This is a genomic window from Pontibacter rufus, from assembly GCF_015694705.1.
GTDB classification, from domain to species: domain Bacteria; phylum Bacteroidota; class Bacteroidia; order Cytophagales; family Hymenobacteraceae; genus Pontibacter; species Pontibacter rufus.
In genome coordinates, this window is sequence record NZ_JADQDR010000001.1 from 77,055 (window position 1) to 102,129 (window position 25,075).

Sequence of the window (25,075 nt, forward strand, 5' to 3'; positions counted from 1 at the left end):
CAGTACATATTCTCAAGTATAAAGCAGAAAGCGGCGTTGCCTATAGCAGGTAACGCCGCTTTCTGCTTTATCAGAAATAATTTATATATTGGATGGATAGTAAGCAGGTAAATTAATTCGATGTTCTTCGGTTTAGTAAAAAGTTGATATCAGTAGTTCATCTTCAAATTTATACATCTTCAGATTCTCAAATCTACATATAGCTGCTATAAACCATCTTTCTTATGCGCAACAGGAGTAACGTGCTTGCGGCTTTTCTGCTGATTACGCTTACCGGACTAGCCTGGCTGAGCTTATACCTGCTGCAGCCGCCCGAAGCCAAACCTACAGATGCGCCTGCTACAGAGTTTTCAGCGGCAAGGGCCATGCGCTATGTACGGCAGATTGCACAAGCGCCTCATGCCATGGGTACCACCGCCCACGCCAAAGTACGCGGCTACCTGGTGGGGCAAATGCAGGAACTCGGGTTGCACCCGCAGGTGCAGGAAACGAATGTGGTAAACAATGTCGGTGCCGTCTCATACGTCGGGCATGTATACAACATCATCGGGAGGCTGGACGGCAGCGGCGGTGATGAACAAGCCATCCTGCTGATGGCCCATTACGATTCGCAACCCAATGCGCTGGGCGCCGGCGATGATGGCGCGGGCGTGGCCGCGCTGCTCGAAACTGCCCGCGCACTGCAACAGGGCGCGCCGCTACAGCATGACGTCATTTTCCTGCTGACCGATGGCGAAGAGTATGGCTTGTATGGCGCACAAGGTTTCCTGAAACATCCGTGGGCGAAGCAGGTGGCGCTGGTGCTGAACCTGGAAGCACGCGGCAACAGCGGCCCCAGCATGACTTTCGAGATGAACCCGGAGAATGGCTGGATAGCCCGGCAGTTTGCAGAAGCGGCGCCTTACCCGTTTGTCAGTTCGCTGGCTTACGAGATTTACAGCCGCATGCCCAACGATACAGATTTTACCGTTTTTAAAGAGGCCGGTTACTCGGGCCTGAATTCTGCTTTTATTGATGGATTAATGCACTACCACAAACTGACAGATTCTCCCGAAAATCTAAATCAAAACAGCCTGCAGCAGCACGGCAGCAATCTGCTGGCGCTCACGCGGCACTTCGGCAACATCTCATTAGCGCATACCAAAGCGCCCGATGCCGTATTCTTTAATTTTATAGATGGCTGGGTGATCAACTATAAAAAAGACCTGAACATACTTTGGCTGGCCCTCACGACGCTGCTGCTGGTAGTAACCTTTATTGTAGGCAAGCGGCGTACCGCGCTTACAGTGTGGCAGGTGGCCGGCGGATTCTTTTTATACCTGCTGATGCTGGTCATAGTGGTGGGATTGTTCATTCCTGTCAACAACATGGTGCTGGGCCTGCTGCCATACTCCCATCCGTTTAATGGCGTGTTGTATAGCGCCAATGCATTTTTTATTGCTTACCTGTTGCTGGCGCTGGGTCTGTTTCTGCTGCTGAGCCGGGTGGCCTTGCGCTGGCTGCGGCTGTTCTCGCTGCTGATGGGTGTGTTTATACTTTGGTTTGTGTTGCTGCTGGCGCTGTTCCTGGCGGCACCGGCGGCCGGTTACCTGCTAATGTTTCCGCTGTTGTTTGCGCTGGGCGGCGTGCTGGTGGTGTTTCTGCTGGATCTGCATCAAAAGCCCAAAAGTCCTGGCTATAGTATGGTGCTGCTGCTATCGGTGGTGCCGGCTGTTTTTTTGCTGATGCCAATCGTGCAGGTGGTGTTTGTGGCTTTTTCGCTGCAGCTGTCTGTGGCCATGGTAGCCTTGTTCGTGCTGCTGCTGGGTCTGCTGCTACCTTTGCTTGCCACCATTGGGCGTGGCTTTAACTGGCGCGGCCTGCCAGTGCCGGCACTGGTGCTGCTGTTGCTCGGAAGTATAGAAGTAGCCTTGGCTGCAGCACATGAAAAACCTACGCCTGAACGCCCGCTGCACAGCCATATCAGCTATTTCCTGAACGCCGACACCAACAAGGCGCTCTGGATATCAGCCTTCCGGAAAACAGATGACTGGAACAGGCAGTTTTTTCCGAATCCGGCTATGGGCACCTTGAAAGAACTATACTCGATGGCCGGTATTCCTTACCTGAAAAACGAGGCCAAAGCGTTACCATTGGCTGTTCCGGTAGCTGAGGTGGTGCAGGATATTACAGCAGGAGATACACGTGTATTGCGTTTGCATCTTTCTTCGCCACGCGGCGCGGCACACCTGGAAATGGTATTGCAGCCGGAAAATGCAACAGACCTGGTTTCGGCAGAAGTAAACGGGGAGCCACTGTCCCTGCAGCCATCTTCAACAGAGGAGGGCCCGGCTTATTTTGTGCGATTGCATGGGCTTCCGCCTTCTAAAGATGCTATGCTGGTCCTGCGCTTAAAGGCGGGCGGCAACATCCGGCTGCTGCTCTACGACCAGACAATAGGCCTGCCACAAGAATTGATAAAGCAACCGAAGCCCGCTTACATCATCCCTGAGCAGGGCCGCGATAATAACCTGACAGTGGTGCGGAAGAGTTATACTTTCTGAAAGCGGGATGCTGGTTATGTATGAATTCAGTAAGGCCGGCTTCTCAGATAAAATTTATTTCCAGAGCTCAGCAGCTTTATGGGCCATCCGGAAAAATAGATCCTTCTCCAGGCCAGCTACCTGACGGGCCTGCTCTTCGGTGTAGCCGTTTTCCACAGCATTCAGATAGTCATAGTATAGCTGGGCCAGTTCCAGAGAGTCGTCCTCGAAGCAGTCTGCCAGTTCTTCCCGCTCCAGCTTTTCAGGCTCAAAAACTTTAGAAGGATACAGCTTGTCGAGCTGATAGATAAAGTATTTTTGCTGCGTTTTGTCGGGCCTACCGCCCAGAAGCTGATCCAGTGGCAGATCCTCCTCGTCATCATACTCCTCCAGGTCATCTTCCACAGCCACGGGCTCATACACAATCAGGTCGTGGGTAGTCAGTTCCAGGTACTCATTAAACTGCTCTTTGATGGGAATAAGCGTAGGAGCCTCGTAGGGCTGGTTCAGGACGTTGGCTACGTGCAGCGCAATTTCATCGCCCTTGTCGCCGGCCGCAATCAGGATCTGGTTAAACTGGGTGAAATCACAACCCAGGTATACGAATTTATACTCATCGTCGAGTACCGTAAAGCACCACAACGTGATAAACTCCGTGTCGTCAATGACAACGGTGTCGATGTAAAGCTCATTTATCTGTATGTAGTGCGGCGCGTATTCCTGAGCATCCATGGGCTGACCGGGTTATATATCACAAAGTATTGAAAAGCGTCCTGACTGGTGCAGTGCAGGTGCAGTTAAAAGCGTATACGGCAGTTTGCCGCGTAAGGAAATTTTCTGTACATAAAATTCGGCAACGGCTTAATCGTCGTGGCGGCAGGCATAATAAATGATGCCGCCAACTACAGTCACTGCCACGCGGATAATCCAGCCAGTGGTTTCACCCCACTGGTTTACCCAGTTAAGCACCACCAGGTTAGCACCCGTAAACTGCAGTAAAAGCGATACAAGCCCGGCCAGAAAAAGAAGTAATCCGAGGAATTTCATAAAAACGGTTTAAATATTACATTACCGGTACAGCCTTAACAAGAAACTATAAATATAGGTTTTTGCTAATTAAGACAGGAGTACGGTTATCCTGGTAAAAAAGTTGTTACGCGGGCAACACTAAGCCCAGATACGCTCTATGAAAGCTTGCACATTTCTGTAAGCCAGCTTCCTGAGCTGCTCTGATGGCAGTTGCTCCTGCAGGCGGTTCAGGATGTACGTATAGCTGGCGCCGGCCTGCTCGTGCTCTTTAAAATAGAACGGAATGCGCGACAGATCCGGGTTGTCGAGGGTATAAAAATAATCGGCCCCAAAGCACAGGCAGTCCTGTGCGCCCTGCTCCAGGCCATACCTGATGTGGTGCAGCAGCGCTTCCGGGTCTTCGTTGTGCAGGAAAGCACGCAGAAAGTTTATGCCGATAAGCCCTTGGCGGTGAATGATTTCCTGTGTCAGTTCGTCGGGCAGGTTGCGGTTGTGCGCCCAAACCGGCCGGAAATTGGAGTGGCTGGCGATGACGGGAATGGCCAGCTTTTCGGTGTCGATGTGCGTCAGGATATCGTGTGCCAGCGCATCAGACGTATGCGAGAGGTCTACGGCAATGCGGCGGCCGTGCAGGTAATCGAGCAGCATCCGGCCATCGGGCGTAATCCCTTGTGTCGTGTTATTACCACCGCCGAAGCGATTGGCCGCATGATGGGTAAAGCTGATGTACAACAGGCGGCCGCAGTCTTCAATTATCTTCTCCAGGCGCTTAAAGCCATCCTCCAGCGGCTCGCTTTCTTCGCAAAAGCCTGAGGCATTCTCGATAGCAGCTATCATACTTGTGTTGGTCTGACTTTGAAGCGCCTCGTGCAGACTGGTCACATTCGTTACTGCAGTCAGGCAGTTTCCGGCTGCAGCCAGCTGTTTAAACATCTCGCTTTGCAAAGCGGCGTAGCGGGTGCTGCCAATCTCAGTAGCCGTGTAAATGGCCATCACCTGTAGCTTTACATTTCCCTCGGTTAGCGCAGGCAGGGCACAACCGATATCGGTTACTTTGTTGATGTCCGGTTCGGGGACATCTGTCAGGTACACGAGCAGATCGCAATGTGTGTCGATGATGGGAAGGCGGGCTGGGTGCATGTTTGCTTGTTTTGGTTAGCTGTTGATACGCAGCAAAAGGCTTTACGGCAACAGAAGTTTATTTTTGTTTCGCCGCAGTGCCATACTTGTTTCCGGATAAAAACAGAGCTACCCGAATCCATTGCTCAATACTCCATTTCTTCATCCGGCCCTTCCTGCTGGTTGTTCTGTTGTCTGCGGTTTTGCGGGTTGTTGTCGCTGTTGAGGCGGTATGTGAATCCGAGGTAAATAATGCGGCTCTGGCGTCGGTTTTCGCTCTCCGTCCTGAACCCCGGGCCATAGCTTAGAAAGTTGAACTGGCGGGTATTAAAAATATCTGATACGCGCAGCGAAATGGTGCCGTTCCCCTTCAGTACATCTTTCTTCACGCCCAGGTCTGTGCTGAACATTTGCTCCATACGCCCTTGTATGTCAGCAGATGGCGCGCGGTAAAAGGCGGAAAGCTGTATGTCCATATCTTTCCACACGGTCATGTTGGAGTTTGCTTTTGCGTTCCAGCTCAGCTGGCTGTTGCTCAGTTCGGTGTCTCCCTGGGTAGTGCTCAACTGCGTTCTGAAACCCGACACGCTGCCGTTCAAGCGCCACCAGTTGGTTACCGGGTAATTAATACCCAACTCCACACCGTAAGAGGCATTGCTCGAGAGATTAAGAAAAGTAGTTTCGGTGCCGGGTATAGAGTCGCCATTGGACACAATGATGATTGGCGTCCTGAACCGTTCTATCTCGTCGGTGGTGTGCCGGTAAAAGACGGTGCTGTTTAACGAAATATTGCCCCAGTACCTGATATAGCCAAGCTCCAGCGAATTGACAAACTCCGGCTTCAGGTTGGGGTTGCCGTAATCAACGTTAAACCTGTCCGACCTGTCGACAAATGGATTGAGGAAACGGCTCCGGGGCCGGTTGATGCGGCGACTGTAGCTAAACTGCACCTTGTTGTTCGCATCAAAGTCGTTGGTGATAAACAGTGTCGGGAACAGGCTGAAGTAGTTGTTATCTGTAACGATGTCCTGGGTGCGCTGGTCGGAGGTGGTAAAAGTCTGCTCCGCGCGCAGGCCAAACTGGTAGCTGATGGTTTTAAACTTATTGCTATAGTTGGCATACACGGCGTGTACCATTTCGTCATACACAAAGTGGTTGCTCTGGTTCAAATCATACTCCAGGGCGCCTGTGGCATTGTTCAGGTTAAAGAACCGCGAATCCTCGTCCAGCCGCTCGTACGTGCTCCGGAAACCGGTTTCGAAGCGGCTGTCTTCTGAGAGAGGGTGCACATAGTCTGCCTTGGCCACAAACTCAGTATTGCTGTCGTCTACGAGCGTTTGTTGTACTTCCGTGAGATCCTCAAACCCTGTTTCGCTGAAGTTGCTTTCTTCGTCATCCACATTGGTATTAAACACCAAATCAGCGGTGAGTTCCTGCCCTTTCCGCTCAAATGTCTGCCGGTAACCCAGCGTCAGGTCCATGGCTTGTTCATCCTCCACCTCATCGGTGTTGCGCAGGCTGGTTCCCGTTACGAGGCTGTTCGCATCTAAAAAGCGGTAGTAAATGTTGTTGGTGCCTTCGTCTTTGCCAAAGCGGTACAAAGCCGATGCAGAGATGGTATGCCGGGGAGTAAGATAGTAATCGGCGCCAAAGCGGAAGTTGTGCGAAATATCTGTACTATTCCGGTCGCCTTCCTGCTGGCGGTAACTGGTGCTGTCTACCAGGCCGGCTTCATCAAAGTAAGAGTTGGTGGTAAAGCTGTTGCTAAAGCCCGGCCGGGTGCGCTGCCTGAAATCATACCCGCCGTTGAGCGACCATTTGTAGTAGCGGTAATTCAGGTTAAGGGACGTGTTGTAGTTGTCGTAGGTGCCGGCCGTAACGGAGGCAGAGCCGTAAAAGCCGGGCTTCTTTTCTTTTTTGAGCACCAGGTTAATAATGCCCGAGGTGCCCTCCGGGTTATACTTGGAAGACGGATTGGTGATAATCTCAATGCTCTCGATGAGGTTGGCCGGTATCTGATCCATCGTCAGGTTCGACAGCGCAGAACGTTTGCCATCTACCAGTATGGTTACGTTGGAGCTGCCCCGCATACTTACGTTACCGTCGATATCCACTGTTACGGAGGGGATATTCTGCATCACTTCGGCCACAGAACCGCTTTGCGCTGCAATGTCCTGGCTCACGTTTACTACCTTTTTATCAAGGTTATATTCCACCAGCGCCCGCTCCGTTGTAACCTCCACTTCGCTGAGCCTGGTTGCGGAGGCTTTCATAGCGATACTACCGAGTGCTACTGCGGTGTTGGCGGCTGTAACAGCTATGTCCGGAACAAAGCGGGTCGGGTAACCTACCAGCGACGCCCGAAGTATAAACCGGCCCAAGGGCACACGTTCCAGCACAAACCTGCCTTCCACATCGGAAGTGGCGCCCGTTACAAGACTGGAGTCTGAGGCGGAGAGCAGCACCACGTTGGCAAAGCCGATGGGCGTGTTGGTCTGGCCCTGCACCAGGGTACCCGATATGCGGCCCGATGCGGCCGGCTGGTTCTGCGCACGCAGCAAAGGCGATAGCAGCAGTAAAAGACAAAGTATAAAAGAAGCCGTTTTCATAGTATAGAGTATCGTGCGCTGTAGCCTAAGAGGCTGAATGGTACATGCCTGAATCCACAACCGCGGCTCCGGAGCATATTCAAAAAGAGCAGGAATTACAGGAGCCTCATGGCTGCTTCTGACCTGACCGAAAGTATGACAGTTAGCAAAGCGATAGGTTTAACGCTTCAGGAAATTTTATAGGATATCAGGCTAGTTAGCAAAGCGCTGCGAACTAGCCTGATATGCGGCCAGTCGCCCGTTTGGTTGAGCAGAACGGCATTTCAGAGCGTGTGGTTTGAGGTATAAATTATACTTGCCGGGCCAGTGTTTTGCTTAGGAAGTCCCACACCACCACGCCTGTTGCAACCGAGATATTCAGCGAGTGCTTGGTACCAAACTGCGGGATTTCCAGCACCACATCCGACAGGCTCACCACTTCCTGCGCCACGCCAAATACTTCGTTGCCCAGTATAAACGCGTACAGCTTGCCTGCCTGCGGCTGAAAATCGTTTAATTTGGTGCTATTCTCGGCCTGCTCCACCGAGCAGATGGTGTAGCCTTCTGCCTGCAGGTTTTTCACCAGTTCCAGTGTATCCGGCACGTGCTCCCAGTCTACAGATTCGGTGGCGCCCAGGGCTGTTTTCTCGATGTCGCGGTGCGGGGGTGTGCCCGTAATGCCGCAGAGGTATACTTTGCCGGCCATAAACGCATCGGCGGTGCGAAACACAGAACCCACATTATTCAGGCTGCGCACATTGTCGAGCACCAGCACGAGTGGTATTTTTTTCTTATTTTTGAATGTCTCAACCGAATCGCGGTTCAGATCATCCATCGAGAGTTTACGCATTCTTTAGCTATTAGACGCTGGACATTAGATGTTAGACTTTCTTTTTGTAGCGTTATTACAAAGGTCAGGCAGCGAAGGCAGAAATCAAATTGATTGATAATTGTTGATGGGTTAACTGCCGGATAGTTGATTTTATTATCATCATGTTCCATGCAAGTAAACGAGTTCTCTTTTGGATCTGTAATCCGCAGTTAACAAAATCAGCAATTACTATGAAAGCTAGACATTAGCCAAGTGCATTTTATGACGCTCCACTGTTTGAGCGTTCAGCGAGTGGGGGTAGGGGCCCTCTCTTTTTCTTATCAAGAAGAAAAATAAGGCCCAGCCGGCGAGGCGAAAAACTAACTAAACACATTAAGGTTGAAGTGTAACAGTAAACCCGTTTCTATTATGTTGCTGCAACGCTCAAACGTGACGTAGTGGAGACACGGGCTGCAAGCCCGCGCCAGCGAAGGGACTAAAGTATAGCAAAGTATAAACAGGATTCTATACCACAAGCAAGTATAGCGCATCCAAAGTATAAACCAGGTATGAAAGCAGAAAGCACAGGCACCGTTACCCCGCTGATGAAGCAGTACAACGCCATTAAGGCGAAACATCCGGGCGCGCTGTTGCTGTTCAGGGTAGGGGATTTTTACGAAACGTTTGGCGAGGACGCGGTCAAGGCCAGCAAGATACTGGACATTGTGCTGACCAAGCGTGGTGCAGGCTCGCCCTCGGAAGTGGCGCTGGCCGGTTTTCCGCATCATTCCCTCGACACGTACCTGCCCAAACTGGTGCGGGCCGGGGAGCGTGTGGCCATCTGCGACCAGCTGGAAGACCCGAAATCAGTGAAAGGCATTGTGAAGCGCGGCGTAACGGAGCTGGTAACGCCGGGCGTGTCGTTCAACGACCAGGTGCTGGAGCGGCGCAGCAACAACTACCTGGCGGCTGTGCACTTTGGCAAAATGGAAACAGGCATTTCCTTCCTGGATATTTCTACCGGCGAGTTTATTGCAGCCCAAGGCGACAAAAGCTACATCAGCAAGCTGCTGCAAAGCTTGTCCCCGGCGGAAGTGCTCTTCAGCAAACGCGAAAAAGACACGTTCACCGACCGCTACGGCCCCGACTTTCGCTATTATGCGCTGGAAGAATGGGTTTTCAAGTATGATTTCGCCTACGAATCGCTCACACGCCAGTTCAAGACCACCTCGCTTAAAGGCTTCGGTATCGAAGGAATGCAGGAGGCGATTATTGCGGCGGGCGCTATCCTGCATTATTTATCTGAAACGCAGCACCACGAAATCAGTCATATCGCCACTATTTCGCGCCTGGAGGAAGACAAGTATGTATGGCTCGACCGCTTTACGGTGCGCAACCTGGAGCTGCTGTTTCCGCAGCACCACGAGGGCGTGCCGCTGATTCAGGTACTCGACCAAACCGTAACGCCGATGGGCGCGCGCCTGCTGAAAAAGTGGGTGGTGTTGCCGCTGAAAGATGTGGCCCAGATTCGGCGCCGCCTGGATACGGTGGAAGCTCTGACAAGGAACCCGGAACTGCTGGACGCGCTGACACAACACCTCAAAAATATAAACGACCTGGAGCGCCTTATCTCAAAGGTAGCCGTACGCCGCGTGAATCCGCGCGAACTGATGCAGCTGGCCAAAGCGCTGGATGCCATCGTGCCTATTCAGAATGCACTGGCGCTGAGCGATATTCCGGCCCTGCAAAAGCTGGCGGCGCAGCTGGCGCCCTGCGACGGCCTGCGCGAGGAAATCAAAAACGTGCTGAAGCCGGATGCGCCCATGCTCGCTAACCAAGGCAACATGATAAACGACGGCGTGGATGCCGAGCTGGATGAGCTGCGCACCATCGCCTTCTCCGGAAAAGATTACCTGGCGCAACTGCAACAGCGCGAAGTAAAGAATACCGGCATCAGCTCCCTCAAAATCGCCTTTAACAAAGTATTCGGATATTACCTGGAAGTAACGCACGCGCACAAAGACAAAGTGCCGGCTTCCTGGATTCGCAAGCAGACCCTGGTAAATGCGGAGCGCTACATTACGGAGGAGCTGAAAACCTACGAAGAGAAAATCCTGAATGCCGAAGACCGCATCTATACCATCGAGTTCAACCTGTTTAATGAATTGGTACTGCAGGCGCTGGATTATGTGGCGCAGGTGCAGCAGAATGCCAAGGTTATCGGTGTAATCGACTGCCTGAGTTCTTTTGCCGGAATAGCGCTGACCAGCAGGTATGTGAAGCCGGAGGTAAGCGACAGTCATGTGCTCGACATCAAAAAGGGCCGCCACCCGGTTATTGAAAAGCAGTTGCCGCTGGGCGAAGCGTACGTGCCCAATGATATTTTCCTGGACAACGAAGAGCAGCAAATCATCATCATCACGGGCCCGAACATGGCCGGTAAAAGTGCCCTGCTCCGTCAGACCGCTTTGATTGTGCTGATGGCCCAGATAGGCTCCTTTGTGCCGGCAGAAGCGGCCAGCATCGGTATTATCGATAAGATATTTACCCGTGTGGGCGCTTCGGACAATTTATCAAAAGGCGAGTCGACGTTTATGGTGGAGATGACCGAAACAGCCAGCATCCTCAACAACCTCTCAGACCGCAGCTTGGTACTGATGGATGAGATTGGTCGCGGCACCAGCACCTACGACGGCATTTCGATTGCCTGGGCCATCGTGGAGCACCTGCACAACCACCCCAAGTATAGAGGGAAAACGCTGTTTGCCACACACTACCACGAGCTTAACCAGCTGGCCGAAGACCTGCCGCGCGTAAAAAACTATAACGTGTCGGTGCGCGAGGCGGGCGGCAAAATCCTGTTTATGCGCAAACTGGTTGAGGGCGGCAGCGAGCACAGCTTCGGCATACACGTGGCGCAGATGGCGGGTATGCCGAACAGCGTGGTGCTGCGTGCCGACGAAATCATGCACCACCTGGAGCAGGAAAAAGTATCGGAGCAGGCGCCGCAGCAGCGCATGAAATCGGTCCCGAAAAGCAATTACCAGCTCAGCATGTTCGAGCTGAACGACCCGCAACTGAGGCGTATGAAAGAGCTGATGGAGCAGCTGGACATCAACACCATTACGCCGGTGGAAGCGCTGCTAAAGCTGAACGAACTCAAGCTGCTGCTACAGGACAAGCCGGAAAAAGTGTGATAGCAGCGCAAAGAACTTCTTTCGCTGCTATTTCGACATTCTTGCGGCGACAGCCGAAAGGAGCCTACGCAGCTGTGAGGAATCTGTGTAAGAGGCTTCAGGAGTAGGTACTCTGGAAGGCTATTACGGTATAGATTATACTTCCTGCTTCTGTGTCGCGGTCGGCAATGCATCGGGTTCAGGAATTGGCATGAAACTTTATCATTGATAATCAGCTGCAAATGCCGGGGAAGTAGAAAATATTTGCGCCAACTCTTGACAAGTCAGATTTTGTCTATATCTTTGCATCACTAAATCACTACGGCGGTTTGGTGAAAGATAAAAGCGGGAGTAGCTCAGTTGGTAGAGCGCGACCTTGCCAAGGTCGAGGCCGCGGGTTCGAATCCCGTCTCCCGCTCCGCGAAAATAATAACCGAAGACGTTGTGCTGAACAACGTCTTTGTTTTTTGCACGAATTGCTTCAGGAACGCTCCTGAAGTTTGCCGGGATGGTGGAATTGGTAGACACGCAAGACTTAAAATCTTGTGGACGCAAGTCCGTGCGGGTTCGATTCCCGCTCCTGGTACGATTTAAAGCCGCTTATACGTATGTGTAAGCGGCTTTTTTATGTTTGGCCCTTTTCTTCCTTTGTTTCTCGTCTGTTCCTTTCTTCAATTCTATTCATTATATTCGGGTATGACATTAAAATGCTTTCTCAGCCTTAGGTCAAACGTCCATGCAGCACATATCTAGAAGTACCTGAGCAGCAGATGAAGGCAAAGCACAGAAATGCTTTACTCGAAATTATGATATGATAAAAAACAATAAAGGCTCCAATACAATTTACTCAGTAGGTTGCCTACAGATTAAAGCTTCAGGAATAAAAAGTAATACTCTAACGTATGATTGGCCTTCAAAAAAGAGTAAATGGCTTGGAAGCTTAGAACATCAAGAAGTTGTAAGGCTGGCAAGGGAAAAAGGAGAGTTAACTATATGGGAAAGTGCTACAAAAGACATCTTAGACAATTTTGAAATGTATTTTGATTATGCCTGTAAACATAAGCAACCTGCTATTTTGGTTAGTATTCACTATGTTTGTATAGGTGGCTTTATGGATTCATTTCTATTTGAAGGAAAATCAATGTTATATGCTGCTCAATATAACCAGGCTGATGAGTTAATAAAGAAGTGCTTACAAACAATTGAAAAAGAAATAAGCGCCTATCAAAAAGTAATAAATTCTGTTATCGCTAATGAATTTTTAGAAGAGCTGTTTACATTTAGGGAGCACATGGGAAACCTTTTAAGGAAATCCAAAGAAGTTGAACTAACTGCCTATACTCTACAAGAAAATACAAATATAGAAAGTAATGATGTATCAGTTCAGAAAACACCAAAATCTAAATCTATTAGCTATGTATGGCAGGGCAAGCCAGAAGAAATAGACACGCTTTACAGCCAATTGATAAAAGACGGCTATTTGCCTGCAAGTACAGATGCAGAGAATTTCAAAGCACTTTTTACAGGAAAGACATTAAGCAGTATAGAACCTTTGCAATGGCTCAAAAATAAGAACCTGTTAGCCTACTTAATAGATGAACTTTATGATATTGGCAAAATGCCTTCTGATACAAACTACTGGAGTATAGCAGAAGCCTGTTTTACAGACATTAAGAACCTGAAGCAGATTAAAATAAACTATCTAAACAATAAGAATCAGTCTAAGCCTAAAGGGTTTGAAAAAATTGATACTATACTAAGAGAAGTAAAATAGTTTACCAGCCCTTTACCACCGCTTTACCAGTAAATACCAGTCTATTCTTCTCCTTGTCTCACTGGCCTTTCTTTGCTACTGTTATAACAGAACAAGGATTGGCCAATCCATTTCTACAACTTTTAAAGTATAAAGGAATGGAATCACAGCAGTTAAGTGGTACGAAAAAGAAACAATTTCTAAAAGTAGAAACTGCAGGTAAGTCGCCGGAGTTATTGAGCAGCCTTAAAGAAAAGATGCTCCAAGCTATCCATAGCTTTCTAGATATCACAATTGATGGTGTTGATAACAAAACGATTAGAGAAGAGGCAAAAGAGTTTAGTCATGCACTGCTAAAATATGGCAAAGACAAACTTGAAAAGGCAGGTTTTGAGAATGACAAAATACGGACAGAGATAGACTTCCTGTATTCCCAAAAAGAGAAAGAGTTTGCTGAAGCCAGGAAATTAAATGCGGAGGCACGAAAAGCAGAGTTTGAGAACGCTATCAGCCAACTACAGCTTTCTCTTAAAATAACCAGAGTTATGCTGATCAGTGAGTCGGGAGAAGAAGCTTTAGTTCTGGTAAAAGATGTGGAGCAGTTTATCGAAATTTTAGATGATTTTAAATACCCATAGTTTCAAGCTCAATGGAGGGATTATAGGGAATCTGAGACACTTCCGGCGACATCAAAAATTAAAAGAAAAGGCACTGTTGCTAATCTGCAGCAGTGCCTTTTAGTTATTATTATACGCCACAGTTCAAGATTGTTCTGCTGCAACCAGTTCCATGTGTTTGCCTGTTGTCATATCAAAGACCAACTGGAATTGGTTTGCTTCTAACAGCGTATGCTGCTCATAATTTTTAAGCGGCACTTTCTGATTAATATAATCTTCCAGAATAAGTTCGCTTGCCTCAACAGCAGTAGGCTTGATGTCTTCATGCTTATAGCAATGCGTGTATATCTCATCTGTGTCGAGGCAGATGATAGAATAAGCTTCCTGCTCCTTTGTATATTCGTAAGTCAGTGTTAAGAGGGCCATCTTATTTTTCTCCTTTGCTTTCAGCTAAACTAACACTTTTCTTTATGCTGTTCAAGGTTCCGGTAGGTATATTGTTATTGCCGTGGTCGGCCACTATGCAATTTATGCCATTTTTCCGGTACTTCTTGTGACTGCCTTTCTGCGAAACAAAGTCCCAGCCGTTACGGTTCAGCTCCTTTATAACCTCTTTAGAAGTCATAGGCGACTTCCATCTGTAGTTGCTCATATCTGCAATTTAGCACGCTCTTCAACCACTTTCTTTTATCTCAACTTATTTATACTTCAGTATCTGATATGTTTGTTAAAAACACCATTAAGGGCGAAAGAAGTACTGCTAAGGTAAAATGAAATTGTTCGGCTTTAAAATTAACCATAAACTTAAAGCCCTTATACTAACAAGTTCCTGCTGCCATACTTTCCTAACGACTTTTTAAACATGCACAGCAGCCAGGCTTCGGAAAAGACAGAATAATTGCGTTTATTGGTAAAACATCTTAGCCCTGTATGCCAATGACTTGCGCTGCATCTTTCAAACGATCGTTTCGGATCTTACTGCTTATTGGCCTTATTGCCTGCCGGGGCGCTGGTGTGTATAGCCAAACAAGCGAAACCTATCCGAAAGGAACAATAGAACGGGTAAGCCCTGAGCTGGATGCCATAGTCAGCAAAGAGGCAAAGGTCGAAGTTATTGCCGATGGATTTACATGGGTAGAAGGGCCTGTGTGGATAGAAAGCCAGAAGATGCTTTTAGTTTCGGATGTATTTACAAACAGTATTTACAAATGGACAGAACAGGAAGGCAAACAACTATACTTAGAACCGTCGGGGTATACTCAGGCGAAACCGAGAGCAGGAGAGTTGGGGTCGAATGGCCTGGCAATAAACCTCAAAGGGCAGTTGCTGTTGTGCCAGCATGGCGACAGACGTGTTGCGCTGCTGAACTCATCTATACTTAATCCCCGGCCGACTTTTAAAACGCTTGCCGCTACTTATCGTGGCAAAAAGTTTAACAGCCCGAATGATTTAGCTGTAAGAAGCAACGGAGACATTTACTTTACAGACCCGCCATACGGCCTGGAAAAAGGGATTGATGATCCGTTAAAAGAGATCCCATACCAGGGCGTGTATAGAATTTCGGCAGCAGGTAAGGTTACGCTGCTTACCGATACCATCAGCCGCCCGAATGGCATAGCTTTTTTCCCTGGTGAGAAAAGTTTGCTGATAGCTAATTCAGACCCCGAAAAGCCTTACTGGTATGCGTATGACCTGAACGATAAGGGTGAACTCGTTAAGGGGAGATTATTCCATGATGGCTCCAGGGCTTTTCAAAAAGAACCAAGAACGCCGGACGGAATAAAGATTGATAAAAACGGAAACGTTTTTGCGCCCGGACCCGGCGGCGTATGGATCTTCAACGAATCGGGCGATGTACTTGGCAGAATTAAAGTGAATGTAAAAACGTCGAACTGCGCCTTTGCAAATAATGATAAAACGCTGTTTATTACAGCTGAACACTACCTGCTCAAAGTAGATTTAAGATAACATTAACAGCACAAAGCTTTTCCTCTTGTAGATAGGATGCAAGTCCTAACCCAGATTTAGGGAACAAGATTGTAGCCATTATAAAAGGCTCCAGGCCTCCTGGTTGGGGTGTAGACTGCAAGAAATACAACTCACCTCACCAGCTCCTGGCTGCGGTTGGCATCGATGGCGATGAGGATGAACAGCAGGATGGTGAACGACCACAGCGAGGAGCCTCCGTAACTGAAGAAAGGCAGCGGAATGCCCACCACCGGCGCGAGGCCAATCGTCATACCTACGTTTACCAGAAAGTGAAAGAAGATGATGGAGGCTACGCAGTAACCATAGGTGCGGCCAAATACCGATTTCTGGCGCTCCGCGATAAAGACGATACGGATTAGCAGCAGCATAAAAATGCTAATCAGGATGGTGCTGCCCAGCCAGCCGTGTTCCTCGCCAATGGTGCAGAAAATAAAGTCGGTACTTTGTTCGGGCACGAAGTCGAACTTGGTTTGTGTGCCTTCCAGGAAGCCCTTTCCCCAGAAACCGCCGGAGCCAATGGCGATCTTCGATTGCGTTACGTTCCAACCATAGCCCAGCGGGTCGGCTTCGGGGTTAATGAGCGCCTTGATGCGGTTCTGCTGGTGCGGCTGCAGGATGTTGTTCACAAAATAATCGACACTGAAAATCATACCCACTACGGCTACCCACAGCACAATCATGGTTTTAAAGCGGCGTAGCAGGCGGTAATCCAGCCAGGTAGCCAGCGCCATCAGCAGGGTGATGCCGATGATCAGGTATAGTTTGGGGACGAGGAGCGTCAGGATAAAGATAGCAGCTGCGGTGCCCCCTACAATCAGGATGAGCGGCGACATGCCCTCGCGGAAGTAGGCCAGCACAAACGCCGCGAACACCAGCGCAGAACCTGTCTCGTTCTGAAGTATAATGATAAGGGGCGGCAGCAGCGTAATAGCGGCCAGCTTCATCTGGTCTTTGAAGTTCTGCTGGCGCAGGCTTATACTTCCCAGGAATTTGGAGGCCGCCAGCGCCGTGGCAAACTTGGCCAGCTCGGCGGGCTGCAGGCGTATGCCGCCCCCCAGGTCAAGCCAGGAGCGGGAGCCGGCAATGGGTTTGGCAATCACCAGTGTAACAAGCAGCAGCAGGATGATGGTGCCGTAAATAGGGTAAGCCAGGTGTTCGTATACTTTGTAATCTACCACCAGCAGCACAAGTATAAGCAGCAGCGAAGCGCCTATCCACACCAGCTGCTTGCCTGAATTGATATCGAAGCTGAGAATGTTAACCACATTATCCGGGCTGTAAACGGCGGCATAAATGTTCATCCAGCCCAGGCCCACCAGCAGGAAATACAGGAGCACGGTCACCCAGTCCATGTTCATGAGCATGCTGTTAGACGTGCGCCGGCTTTGCGGGGTTACTATTCTACCTCCAAGTACTTTCGGCTCAACACCCATTTTTCCATTGGCTTTCTGGACACGGAGTCCGTTAAATACTTTTCTATCATCAGGCCTGCAATTGGCGCGGCCGATTGTGCGCCGAAACCGGCGTTCTCTACATAAACCGCAATTGCTATCTTGGGATTCTCGCGCGGCGCAAAGGCGACAAACACAGCGTGATCTTTGCCCTGCGGGTTTTCGGCGGTGCCGGTTTTGCCACACACCGTAATCCCCAGCTTCTCGAGGTTGGCGTTACGGCCGGTGCCGGAGGCCACCACATCGGCCATACCCTGTATTACAGGCTCATAATATTTCTTGTCGATGGTGGTATGATGCTGTTCTTCATACTGCGGCAGCGGATGCCCGCTGTTGCCAATCGATTTGATCATGTGGGGCGTAATATAGTAACCCCGGTTCGCCATAATAGCCATAAAGTTAGCCATCTGCAGGGGGGTTACGCCGAGTTCTCCCTGGCCAATACTGAGCGAGTAAATGGTTGAGAACTTCCAGCGGTTCTTTCCATACATATCGTCATACATACCCGGTGAGGCAATGATTCCTTTTTTCTCGTTCGGCAGATCTACGCCCAGCTTTTTGCCGAAGCCCATGCTCAGAATTTGCTCCCGCCAGTGCGCCAGACCCAGCGATGTATCTTTGTAGGTATTCCGTGATCGGCCCTGGTTAACCTCTGCCCGAAACGCCTGGTAGAAGTATGGATTGCATGAATACTTGATGGCAAGCGCCAGGTTAGACGGAGCGGGGTGGCCGTGAGCGCACTTTATCAGGCTTTGGTTGCAGGGGAACCCTGTTTCGGGTGTAATAATGCCATCCTGTAAAGCAACCAGTGCCTGCGCCAGCTTAAAAATAGAGCCCGGCGGGTTGCTGCTCGCCATAATAGGCCGGTTAAAGAGCGTCTTGTTCGAATCGGTGAGCAGCGCCATGTAATTTTTGCCGTAGTCTTTTCCTGTAAACAGGCTTGGGTCATAAAAAGGCGCAGAGATGTAAGCCAGGATCTCGCCGGTGGCCGGCTCAATCGCCACTACGCTTCCCTTGGCGCCGTTCATCAGAAACTCGCCATACTCCTGCAGGTCCAGATCGATGCTGCTGGTCAGGTTCTGGCCTGCTACCGAGAGGGTATCATAGGCGCCGTCTTTAAACGAGCCTTTCTCGATGCCGCGCACATTCACCATTTTATACTTCACACCGCGGCTGCCCATCAAATACTTTTCATACTCCAGCTCGATGCCGCTCTTGCCAATGTAGTCGCCGGGACGGTAGCCGGTGTAGGCCGGGTCATCCAGCTGTTTGGGGCTGATTTCGGCAATATAGCCAAGCGCATGCGCCAGGCTGGCCTGCGGGTAGCCGCGCGCCGTGCGGGCGTTGATAAAAAAGCCGGGAAAATCTATCAGGTTATCCTGGATGTGGGCGAACTCCTGTGTGCTCAGCTTCTGATAAAAAGCAGAAGGTTGTACGTACGAAAAAGCGCGGGCTTTTCTGAAGCGCTCCCGCACGTCTTCGAGCGGCAGGTTAAGCAGGCGGCAAAGGCGCAGCGTGTCTACGTTTTTGGCCTCCTTGGGGATCAGCATCAGGTCGTATACCGGCGTGTTCTGCACCAGCAGTTTGCCGTTGCGATCGTAAATCAAACCCCGGAAAGGATACTGGATAACGGTTTTGATGGCGTTGGTTTCAGCCGCCTGTTTGTAGCTGCTGTCTACCACCTGTATGTAAAAAAGGCGCAAGGCAAAAAGTGCTCCTATCAGCAGAAAGATGCCTTGTATAACGTATTTTCGATTCTCTAAGTAGTTCATTTATACTCTGGTCGCTCTTTTGGACGGGAAGAACAGTAGTTGCAGAATAACCATCACTACACCCGTAAATAATGTGCTGACAAGAACTTTCAGTAAAGTATGGCCCGCTTCGGCAAAGCTGACAGTTTCCAGGAAAAAGACAGCCGTATGATGCACCAGCAGCAACAAAAAAGTATAAGCCATAAACCAGCGTACACCCATCACATGTATGTTCACCGAGTCACCTGTATCGTAACCATCGCGTGGCGTCAGAAGGTTCAAAACAAGCGGCCTTAAAAATGCAAGCAACACGCTGGCAGCGGCGTGTATGCCCATGGTATCATAAAACACATCTACTGCAAAGCCAACGGCAAAGCCCAGAAAAAGCAGGAATACACGGTTGAGCTGGATGGGCAAAAAGAGCAGGAACCCAACATAGATAAAGCAGAAACCTACCCCGAAGATGACCAGGTTGTCCATCAGCAGAATTTGAAGTGCCACGAACACCACAAACTGAAAGATATTTCCGATGCCGAATTTACTGTTCATCTGTAAGTATACCTGCGTTTTGTTCTAGTTTTATGCGCTCGTCCTGGTGCGGGTTTTCCACCACATACACGTAAGAAAGCTGTGCAAAGTCAACTGATAGTTTTACACGGATAGTATAAAAGCTCTTGTCCGATTCTTTTTTTACGGAGCTGATGGTGCCCACCATCACGCCTTCCGGAAACACCGTGTTGAAACCGCTGGTTACTATCGTATCGCCTTTAACCGGATTGACATGCAGCGGAATGTACTCCAACTGCGCGGTGCGGTAATCGCCGCCAGGCCATTTGATGGTGCCGAAGGTGTTGTCGCGCTTTATTTTGGCGGACAGCAGCATCTGGGAGTGCAGCAGCGACGTAACGGTGGCGTAATGCTCCGACACTGTTTTGACGCGCCCCACTACTCCATTTGAGGCAATAACACCCATGCCCGGCTGTACCCCGTCGGCGGTGCCGATAGACAGTGTCAGGTAGTTGTTGGTGCGGCGCACGGAGTTATTGATAACCCGGCCTGCGTGCAGGATGTAGGGCAGCACTTGGGCAGTATCGGAGGGAGCATAATACGTCGTATCGAGCTGCCGGGTGCTGTCGAGTTGCGCCATTGCTTTATACTGCAATACTTCCTCGCGCAACACGGCATTTTCGCGGGCCAGTGTGCTGTTGATGGAGGCCAGCCGGAAATAATCGGTTACACCGCTCTGAAACTCCAGTACCTGCCCCACATACTTGTTGGCAGAGTTGAAAAAGGCTGCGCCCTGGTACGTGTTGTAACGCACAATCAGGTATACGCACAGCACCTCCAGCAACACAAACACGAGGAATGCACGGAACCGGTATATGAATGCAAAAAGATTCCGCATGCCACTCTGTTACGTCAGCAGGACGTTTTTGAATCCTTCTATACTTTTGATGGCAGCGCCTGTGCCGCGCACCACCGCTCTTAAGGGATCCTCGGCAATGTGAATCGGTAGTTTTGTTTTTACGGCCAGGCGCTTGTCGAGGCCGCGGAGCAGTGCGCCGCCACCGGTCAGGTGAATGCCGTTATCGTAAATGTCAGCCGAAAGCTCCGGCGGCGCAATTTCCAGCGCTTTGAGCACGGCTTCCTCAATTTTGGAAACAGACTTATCCAGGGCAATGGCAATTTCCTGGTAGGTTACCTTGATAACTTTCGGGATGCCCGTCATCAGGTCACGGCCACGGATTTCATAGTCTGCCGGCGGATTTTCTATTTCAGTGAGCGCCGCGCCTACTTCAATCTTAATTTTCTCGGCAGAACGCTCGCCAATCAGGAGGTTGTGCTGGCGGCGCATGTGGTCCAGGATGTCTTTGGTGAACACATCACCGGCAATGCGGATAGACTGATCGCATACAATACCTGAAAGGGCAATCACCGCAATTTCGGTTGTGCCGCCGCCAATGTCCACAATCATGGAGCCAATCGGCTGCTCCACATCAATACCGATACCGATAGCAGCGGCCATCGGCTCCTGTATCATCCATACTTCCTTGGCCCCGGCGTGCTGGGCCGAATCGCGTACAGCCCGTTTTTCTACCTCCGTGATGCCCGACGGGATACAGATAACCATGCGGTGCGATGGCTGAAACAGGCGGCGGCCGGTATCAATCATCTTGATCATGCCCCGGATCATTTCTTCCGCCGCGTGGAAATCGGCAATTACGCCATCTTTCAGCGGGCGGATGGTTTTGATGTTCTCGTGGGTTTTCTCGTGCATCTGCATGGCACTGCGGCCAATAGCCAGCACGCGGCCCGTGGTGCGATCCACGGCAATAATCGAAGGCTCGTCGACTACAATTTTATCATTATGAATAATCAGGGTATTGGCGGTACCCAGGTCAATCGCTATATCACTTGTTAAAAAATTGAATAGTCCCATTTGGAAGAGGTATAGGCCTGCACTGCCTAATTATATTTTGTATATAGAATATTTCTGTTCAAAAACTTGAAGCAAAATTAGTGAAATTCAGCGGAATTAATAATGCCGCTGCTTTTCTATGGCAGGAATATATTTTTTATAAGGATCACAAGCACTGTTTTGTGGAGTATAACGGCCGGAGAAGTACAAAATTGAGTGCGACAGAATTTATCTGCCGGAATGCTGCAGGGCAGGTGTGCACACCTGCGAGGTCTTTTGTGGTTTATGACTCTAAGTCCTGCAGGTAGCCTGAATGAAGTATAAGTATGAAGTATAAGAAAGCACCCGCTGGTGCGAGCTTGCAGCTCGTTCCATTATATCTTCAGGGCTTAAAAGTACGAGCTGCAAGCCCGCACCAGCAAGTTATTGTTTCGACTATACCTGTAACCGGAAGTATAGGTATAAAAAATCCCTGGCTTTGGAACAGGCCGGGGATTTTAGAAAAACAGGGAATATGGATTTTAATGCTTAAAGTGGCGAACGCCCGTCATCACCATGGCCATACCATGTGCATCGCAGTAAGCGATGGAGTCCTTATCTTTAATGGAGCCGCCGGGTTGCACCACTGCTTTGATGCCTGCTTTATCGGCGATCTCCACGCAATCCGGGAAGGGAAAAAAGGCGTCGGAAGCCATTACTGTTTTGCTCACGTCGAAGCCGAAGTTCTTGGCCTTCTCGATGGCCTGCAGGAGCGCATCCACGCGCGATGTCTGGCCTACGCCGCTGGAGAACATCATTTTATCAGTAGCCAGCACAATGGTGTTGGATTTGGTGTGCTTGCATACCTTGGCAGCAAACACCAGCGCTTTTTTCTCTTCGGCAGTTGGCTCGCGTTTAGTTACGGTTGTAAAGTCGGCTTCTGTTTCGGTGGCTAGATCCTTGTCCTGTTCAATTACGCCGTTCAGCAATGTTTTGAATAGTTTCTTCGGAAGCTCCACATCCTTTTGTTTCAGCACAATGCGGTTTTTCTTCGAGCGCAGCAATTCCAGTGCATCTGCATCGTAGTCCGGGGCAATTACCACTTCAAAAAACAGCTTGTTCAACTCTTCGGCAGTGGCCAGGTCGATGGTTCTGTTGGCGATAATCACACCGCCAAAAGCAGATACCGGGTCAGAAGAAAGTGCCAGTAAATAAGCTTCTTTGATGGTGCCGGCAGTGGCGCAGCCGCAGGCGTTGGTGTGTTTCAGGATAGCCACGGCCGGTTCCTCGAACTCAGCGCCGAGCGCTACGGCAGCGTCTACGTCTACCAGGTTGTTGTAGGATAACTGCTTGCCATTGAGCTGCTCAAACAAATCGTCGAGCTTGCCATAGAAGGTGCCTTTCTGGTGCGGATTTTCGCCGTAGCGCAGCGGCGTGCTCTCGCGCAGGCTTTGTTTAAATACCGGTTGCTGATCCTCGCCGTTCAGGTAGTTGAAAATATGCGTGTCGTAGTGCGAGGATACGTCAAAGGCCTTTGCCGCAAAGCGTCTGCGGTCTTCCAACTCTGTGGCGCCATCGTTTGCTTGCAGCAATTCCACCACTTCGTCATACTGATCGCGCGACGATACAATCAGCACATCTTTAAAGTTCTTGGCTGCCGCACGGATAAGCGAAATGCCGCCAATATCGATTTTCTCGATCACGTCTTCCTCCGCTGCCCCGGATGCCACTGTTTCCTCGAAAGGGTATAAATCCACTACCACCAAATCAATCGGCGGAATGTTATACTGCGCACGCTCCGACAAGTCGCTTTCGTTGTCGCGGCGGTGCAGGATACCGCCAAATACTTTCGGGTGCAGCGTTTTCACACGGCCGCCAAAGATAGACGGGTAATCCGTAAGGTCTTCAACAGCGATAACTTCGGCGCCCTGCTCTTCCAAGAAAGCCTGTGTGCCGCCCGTGGAACAAATGGTGACATTGTGCTGCTTCAGGAGCTCCACAAGTGGTTCCAGGCGGTCTTTATAGTATACCGAAATGAGTGCGGATTTAATTTTAACAGATTGCATGTGTGTTGCGTGTATGGTTTAACGGTTGTTTTTAGATTGCTTCGGGGCTGTGAGCAGTTGCTCTACCACCAGCGGCAGGTGCCTGTGCTCGAGTTGCAGCACGCGGGCTGCCAGTTCTTCGGGTGTATCGGTGGGCAGTACGGGGCAGCGTGCCTGCAGTATAAATTCGCCCTCGTCGTAGGCCTCGTTGATGCGGTGGATGGTGATACCCGACTCCTGATCGCCTGCCTGCACCACCGCGCTGTGCACGTGCCGGCCGTGCATGCCTTTGCCGCCATAATTGGGCAGCAGGGCAGGGTGTATGTTGATGATTTTATCCGGAAACGCCTGCAGCATATTTTTCGGCACCAGCCACAGGAAGCCTGCCAGTACGATCAGGTCAGGTTCGAAAGCCTGCACCTGTTGCAGCACTTTATCGGAGTTGTAAAAGTCATCCCGCGAAAACAAAAGAGCCGGGACGTGGTAGGTCTCGGCTCTTTTAAGGGCGTGCGCATTCGGGTTGTTGGAGAACAGGGCAGCCACACGGATTTCAGGGTGATGTTCGAAGTGCTCCAGCAGGCGCTGCGCGTTGCTCCCCGAACCCGAAGCAAAAATGACTATGTTTTTCTTAGCTGGCTGTTCCAAAAGTATAAACTTGTATTGAAGCCGCAAATATAGCGGATTTGCCCGTAGAAGCCAGCGCCACAGGTATAAGAATTATGCGGAGGCAGTACGGAAGGGTGCTTTTTTCTTCAGCTTGGGCACAGCCGCCATGATCTCTCTGAATCTGAAAATTTGTTCCGGGCTGAACGTGTCCTTCGGTACCAGATGCGCGACTTGTTTACTCTGATAGATCAGGAACCAGCCTTTCAGTTCCTGTACCTTGTATACTTTGTCCCAGCTTGTTGTGGAATTAAAGGTTTCGCCCTGTATTATTATCTGCTCCGGCGTAAATGTATACGTCATGTTTTCCTGCAGATTAGCATGGGAAAGGAAATTTTTCCGCGCACTCCGGTACACAGTGAAAGGTAAATAGAAAACAACAACGGTCCCAAAGATCAGCTGGAAATAAGGCGGCCCGTCTATACTGTTCCATACACTCGCAAAGTCTAAAATGCCCGCCGTTAGCATTGTTACGCCAATAAAGCTGATGAAAAGCATGATAAACTTACGATAGGTAAGCCTGAACATGAGCCGGATGTACTTCTCCAGAGTAAGTTTAGATTGAATGGTTATTTCCTGCATAAAGCTGTTGGTAAAGCCAAGAGATACAAAAACAAATATATAAAATATATTATATAAATCATCAGGAGATCACCCGTTACTCTTCCTCGTAAAACTCGATAAGCGAGCCGAAGTAGCTCTCGTCCCATCCTTCTGTAATGTCTGCATAGTCCTGGTCGGGGATGTTGAGGTGCCTGAGTTCTGCAGACGTGCCCTGTTTGTGCGGGTGCAGCTTGATGGTAACAATAGAGCGCTCCGGCTGATCGCCGAAATACCACTCCTGCACCAGCATTTTGCCTTCCTCAAACTCCAGGTTTTTGCCTACAATGCTGCCGTCCCACAGCGAGAACTCAGATCCGGGCTCTGTCGACATCTCGGCCTTGTCGCCGGTCCACAACCGGAGGGTATCAGGGTTGGTAAGCGCAAGGTATACTTCCTCCGGTGAGGCAGGAATGATGTAATATTTCTTGTAGTCTTTCATGGTTGTGGTGCTGGATATTGCTTTTGTTAATATGAGCGATTATGAGCGGTAAAAAGGGCTCGTGTAGCCGGTGAATGAGGCGTAGCCAAGTATAAAAAATGAACTGTGTGGCTGCTGCACA

21 protein-coding genes and 2 tRNA genes are annotated in these 25,075 nt (G+C 49.9%); 7 read left to right on the top strand and 16 right to left on the bottom strand.

Features of this window, described 5'->3' with window-relative positions; all coding sequences use genetic code 11:
- Positions 1-224: 224 nt before the first annotated feature.
- Positions 225-2,543 (top strand): M28 family peptidase, encoded by a 2,319-nt coding sequence (locus I2I11_RS00350; protein WP_196265683.1) that lies wholly within the window; start codon positions 225-227, stop codon positions 2,541-2,543.
- A gap of 54 nt (positions 2,544-2,597) precedes the next feature.
- On the opposite strand, the gene I2I11_RS00355 is transcribed toward I2I11_RS00350, so the two are convergent.
- From I2I11_RS00355 to I2I11_RS00375, 5 genes are all read right to left on the bottom strand, one after another.
- The gene (locus I2I11_RS00355; protein WP_196265684.1) at positions 2,598-3,254 is read right to left on the bottom strand and encodes a hypothetical protein; all 657 of its coding nucleotides are present in this window, start codon (positions 3,252-3,254) and stop codon (positions 2,598-2,600) included.
- 129 nt (positions 3,255-3,383) lie between these two features.
- The gene (locus I2I11_RS00360) at positions 3,384-3,569 is read right to left on the bottom strand and encodes a hypothetical protein (protein ID WP_196265685.1); all 186 of its coding nucleotides are present in this window, start codon (positions 3,567-3,569) and stop codon (positions 3,384-3,386) included.
- Between the two features lie 120 nt (positions 3,570-3,689).
- Positions 3,690-4,691: a dipeptidase gene (locus tag I2I11_RS00365; protein ID WP_196265686.1), complete on the bottom strand. Its 1,002-nt coding sequence runs from the start codon at positions 4,689-4,691 to the stop codon at positions 3,690-3,692.
- A 125-nt stretch (positions 4,692-4,816) separates the two neighbouring features.
- Positions 4,817-7,279 (bottom strand): TonB-dependent receptor, encoded by a 2,463-nt coding sequence (locus I2I11_RS00370; protein ID WP_196265687.1) that lies wholly within the window; start codon positions 7,277-7,279, stop codon positions 4,817-4,819.
- Positions 7,280-7,568: 289 nt separating this feature from the next.
- A complete protein-coding gene (locus I2I11_RS00375) occupies positions 7,569-8,108 on the bottom strand; it encodes an RNA methyltransferase (RefSeq protein ID WP_196265688.1) in 540 nt (179 codons plus the stop codon).
- A 530-nt stretch (positions 8,109-8,638) separates the two neighbouring features.
- Between I2I11_RS00375 and mutS the strand changes: the two genes are divergently transcribed.
- The 5 genes from mutS (at position 8,639) to I2I11_RS00400 (ending at position 13,636) form a co-directional block, all read left to right on the top strand.
- Positions 8,639-11,266, top strand: a complete 2,628-nt coding sequence (mutS, locus tag I2I11_RS00380; RefSeq protein ID WP_230679812.1) for a DNA mismatch repair protein MutS — start codon at positions 8,639-8,641, stop codon at positions 11,264-11,266.
- Between the two features lie 324 nt (positions 11,267-11,590).
- Positions 11,591-11,663: transfer RNA gene (locus tag I2I11_RS00385), tRNA-Gly, on the top strand.
- 84 nt (positions 11,664-11,747) lie between these two features.
- Positions 11,748-11,831: transfer RNA gene (locus I2I11_RS00390), tRNA-Leu, on the top strand.
- A 225-nt stretch (positions 11,832-12,056) separates the two neighbouring features.
- Entirely contained in the window at positions 12,057-13,019 is a 963-nt protein-coding gene (locus tag I2I11_RS00395; protein WP_196265689.1) for a hypothetical protein, read from the top strand.
- A 137-nt stretch (positions 13,020-13,156) separates the two neighbouring features.
- The gene (locus tag I2I11_RS00400; protein ID WP_196265690.1) at positions 13,157-13,636 is read left to right on the top strand and encodes a hypothetical protein; all 480 of its coding nucleotides are present in this window, start codon (positions 13,157-13,159) and stop codon (positions 13,634-13,636) included.
- Between the two features lie 123 nt (positions 13,637-13,759).
- Here I2I11_RS00400 and I2I11_RS00405 read toward each other — a convergent pair whose 3' ends face one another.
- On the bottom strand, positions 13,760-14,041 hold the full coding sequence (locus I2I11_RS00405) for a hypothetical protein (RefSeq protein ID WP_196265691.1): 282 nt from the start codon (positions 14,039-14,041) through the stop codon (positions 13,760-13,762).
- Position 14,042: 1 nt separating this feature from the next.
- A complete protein-coding gene (locus tag I2I11_RS21485; protein ID WP_196265692.1) occupies positions 14,043-14,267 on the bottom strand; it encodes a type II toxin-antitoxin system HicA family toxin in 225 nt (74 codons plus the stop codon).
- Positions 14,268-14,545: 278 nt separating this feature from the next.
- On the opposite strand from I2I11_RS21485, the gene I2I11_RS00415 reads away from it, so the two are divergent.
- A complete protein-coding gene (locus I2I11_RS00415) occupies positions 14,546-15,583 on the top strand; it encodes an SMP-30/gluconolactonase/LRE family protein (RefSeq protein WP_196265693.1) in 1,038 nt (345 codons plus the stop codon).
- A gap of 131 nt (positions 15,584-15,714) precedes the next feature.
- Here I2I11_RS00415 and rodA read toward each other — a convergent pair whose 3' ends face one another.
- From rodA to I2I11_RS00460, 9 genes are all read right to left on the bottom strand, one after another.
- Positions 15,715-17,037: a rod shape-determining protein RodA gene (rodA, locus tag I2I11_RS00420; RefSeq protein WP_196265694.1), complete on the bottom strand. Its 1,323-nt coding sequence runs from the start codon at positions 17,035-17,037 to the stop codon at positions 15,715-15,717.
- Positions 17,001-18,827, bottom strand: a complete 1,827-nt coding sequence (gene mrdA, locus I2I11_RS00425; RefSeq protein WP_196265695.1) for a penicillin-binding protein 2 — start codon at positions 18,825-18,827, stop codon at positions 17,001-17,003. The genes rodA and mrdA overlap by 37 nt, the downstream gene beginning before the upstream one ends.
- On the bottom strand, positions 18,828-19,355 hold the full coding sequence (locus tag I2I11_RS00430; protein WP_196265696.1) for a hypothetical protein: 528 nt from the start codon (positions 19,353-19,355) through the stop codon (positions 18,828-18,830). It lies immediately after the preceding gene.
- Positions 19,345-20,211 carry a rod shape-determining protein MreC gene (gene mreC, locus I2I11_RS00435; RefSeq protein ID WP_196265697.1) on the bottom strand — a complete coding sequence of 289 codons (867 nt, stop codon included), beginning with the start codon at positions 20,209-20,211 and terminating at the stop codon, positions 19,345-19,347. The genes I2I11_RS00430 and mreC overlap by 11 nt, the downstream gene beginning before the upstream one ends.
- A gap of 9 nt (positions 20,212-20,220) precedes the next feature.
- Positions 20,221-21,246, bottom strand: a complete 1,026-nt coding sequence (locus I2I11_RS00440) for a rod shape-determining protein (RefSeq protein WP_196265698.1) — start codon at positions 21,244-21,246, stop codon at positions 20,221-20,223.
- A gap of 500 nt (positions 21,247-21,746) precedes the next feature.
- Positions 21,747-23,270 carry a bifunctional phosphoribosylaminoimidazolecarboxamide formyltransferase/IMP cyclohydrolase gene (gene purH / locus I2I11_RS00445; RefSeq protein ID WP_196265699.1) on the bottom strand — a complete coding sequence of 508 codons (1,524 nt, stop codon included), beginning with the start codon at positions 23,268-23,270 and terminating at the stop codon, positions 21,747-21,749.
- Between the two features lie 18 nt (positions 23,271-23,288).
- Positions 23,289-23,894 (bottom strand): phosphoribosylglycinamide formyltransferase, encoded by a 606-nt coding sequence (purN, locus tag I2I11_RS00450; protein WP_196265700.1) that lies wholly within the window; start codon positions 23,892-23,894, stop codon positions 23,289-23,291.
- A 72-nt stretch (positions 23,895-23,966) separates the two neighbouring features.
- Complete coding sequence (locus I2I11_RS00455) at positions 23,967-24,494, bottom strand: YcxB family protein (RefSeq protein WP_196265701.1); 528 nt, start codon at positions 24,492-24,494, stop codon at positions 23,967-23,969.
- Positions 24,495-24,570: 76 nt separating this feature from the next.
- On the bottom strand, positions 24,571-24,954 hold the full coding sequence (locus I2I11_RS00460) for an SRPBCC domain-containing protein (protein WP_196265702.1): 384 nt from the start codon (positions 24,952-24,954) through the stop codon (positions 24,571-24,573).
- Between the last annotated feature and the right edge of the window lie 121 nt (positions 24,955-25,075).

What these genes read in the sequence shown, in the direction of transcription:
- I2I11_RS00405 (WP_196265691.1), bottom strand. Translation starts at nt 14,041, where the DNA reads ATGGCCCTCTTAACACTGACTTACGAATATACAAAGGAGCAGGAAGCT.
- rodA (WP_196265694.1), bottom strand. Translation starts at nt 17,037, where the DNA reads ATGGGTGTTGAGCCGAAAGTACTTGGAGGTAGAATAGTAACCCCGCAA.
- I2I11_RS00370 (WP_196265687.1), bottom strand. Translation starts at nt 7,279, where the DNA reads ATGAAAACGGCTTCTTTTATACTTTGTCTTTTACTGCTGCTATCGCCT.
- I2I11_RS00415 (WP_196265693.1), top strand. Translation starts at nt 14,546, where the DNA reads ATGCCAATGACTTGCGCTGCATCTTTCAAACGATCGTTTCGGATCTTA.
- I2I11_RS21485 (WP_196265692.1), bottom strand. Translation starts at nt 14,267, where the DNA reads ATGAGCAACTACAGATGGAAGTCGCCTATGACTTCTAAAGAGGTTATA.
- mrdA (WP_196265695.1), bottom strand. Translation starts at nt 18,827, where the DNA reads ATGAACTACTTAGAGAATCGAAAATACGTTATACAAGGCATCTTTCTG.
- I2I11_RS00375 (WP_196265688.1), bottom strand. Translation starts at nt 8,108, where the DNA reads ATGCGTAAACTCTCGATGGATGATCTGAACCGCGATTCGGTTGAGACA.
- I2I11_RS00355 (WP_196265684.1), bottom strand. Translation starts at nt 3,254, where the DNA reads ATGGATGCTCAGGAATACGCGCCGCACTACATACAGATAAATGAGCTT.
- I2I11_RS00430 (WP_196265696.1), bottom strand. Translation starts at nt 19,355, where the DNA reads ATGAACAGTAAATTCGGCATCGGAAATATCTTTCAGTTTGTGGTGTTC.
- I2I11_RS00350 (WP_196265683.1), top strand. Translation starts at nt 225, where the DNA reads ATGCGCAACAGGAGTAACGTGCTTGCGGCTTTTCTGCTGATTACGCTT.
- I2I11_RS00440 (WP_196265698.1), bottom strand. Translation starts at nt 21,246, where the DNA reads ATGGGACTATTCAATTTTTTAACAAGTGATATAGCGATTGACCTGGGT.
- I2I11_RS00365 (WP_196265686.1), bottom strand. Translation starts at nt 4,691, where the DNA reads ATGCACCCAGCCCGCCTTCCCATCATCGACACACATTGCGATCTGCTC.
- I2I11_RS00360 (WP_196265685.1), bottom strand. Translation starts at nt 3,569, where the DNA reads ATGAAATTCCTCGGATTACTTCTTTTTCTGGCCGGGCTTGTATCGCTT.
- mutS (WP_230679812.1), top strand. Translation starts at nt 8,639, where the DNA reads ATGAAAGCAGAAAGCACAGGCACCGTTACCCCGCTGATGAAGCAGTAC.
- I2I11_RS00455 (WP_196265701.1), bottom strand. Translation starts at nt 24,494, where the DNA reads ATGCAGGAAATAACCATTCAATCTAAACTTACTCTGGAGAAGTACATC.
- I2I11_RS00460 (WP_196265702.1), bottom strand. Translation starts at nt 24,954, where the DNA reads ATGAAAGACTACAAGAAATATTACATCATTCCTGCCTCACCGGAGGAA.
- mreC (WP_196265697.1), bottom strand. Translation starts at nt 20,211, where the DNA reads ATGCGGAATCTTTTTGCATTCATATACCGGTTCCGTGCATTCCTCGTG.
- purH (WP_196265699.1), bottom strand. Translation starts at nt 23,270, where the DNA reads ATGCAATCTGTTAAAATTAAATCCGCACTCATTTCGGTATACTATAAA.
- I2I11_RS00400 (WP_196265690.1), top strand. Translation starts at nt 13,157, where the DNA reads ATGGAATCACAGCAGTTAAGTGGTACGAAAAAGAAACAATTTCTAAAA.
- I2I11_RS00395 (WP_196265689.1), top strand. Translation starts at nt 12,057, where the DNA reads ATGATAAAAAACAATAAAGGCTCCAATACAATTTACTCAGTAGGTTGC.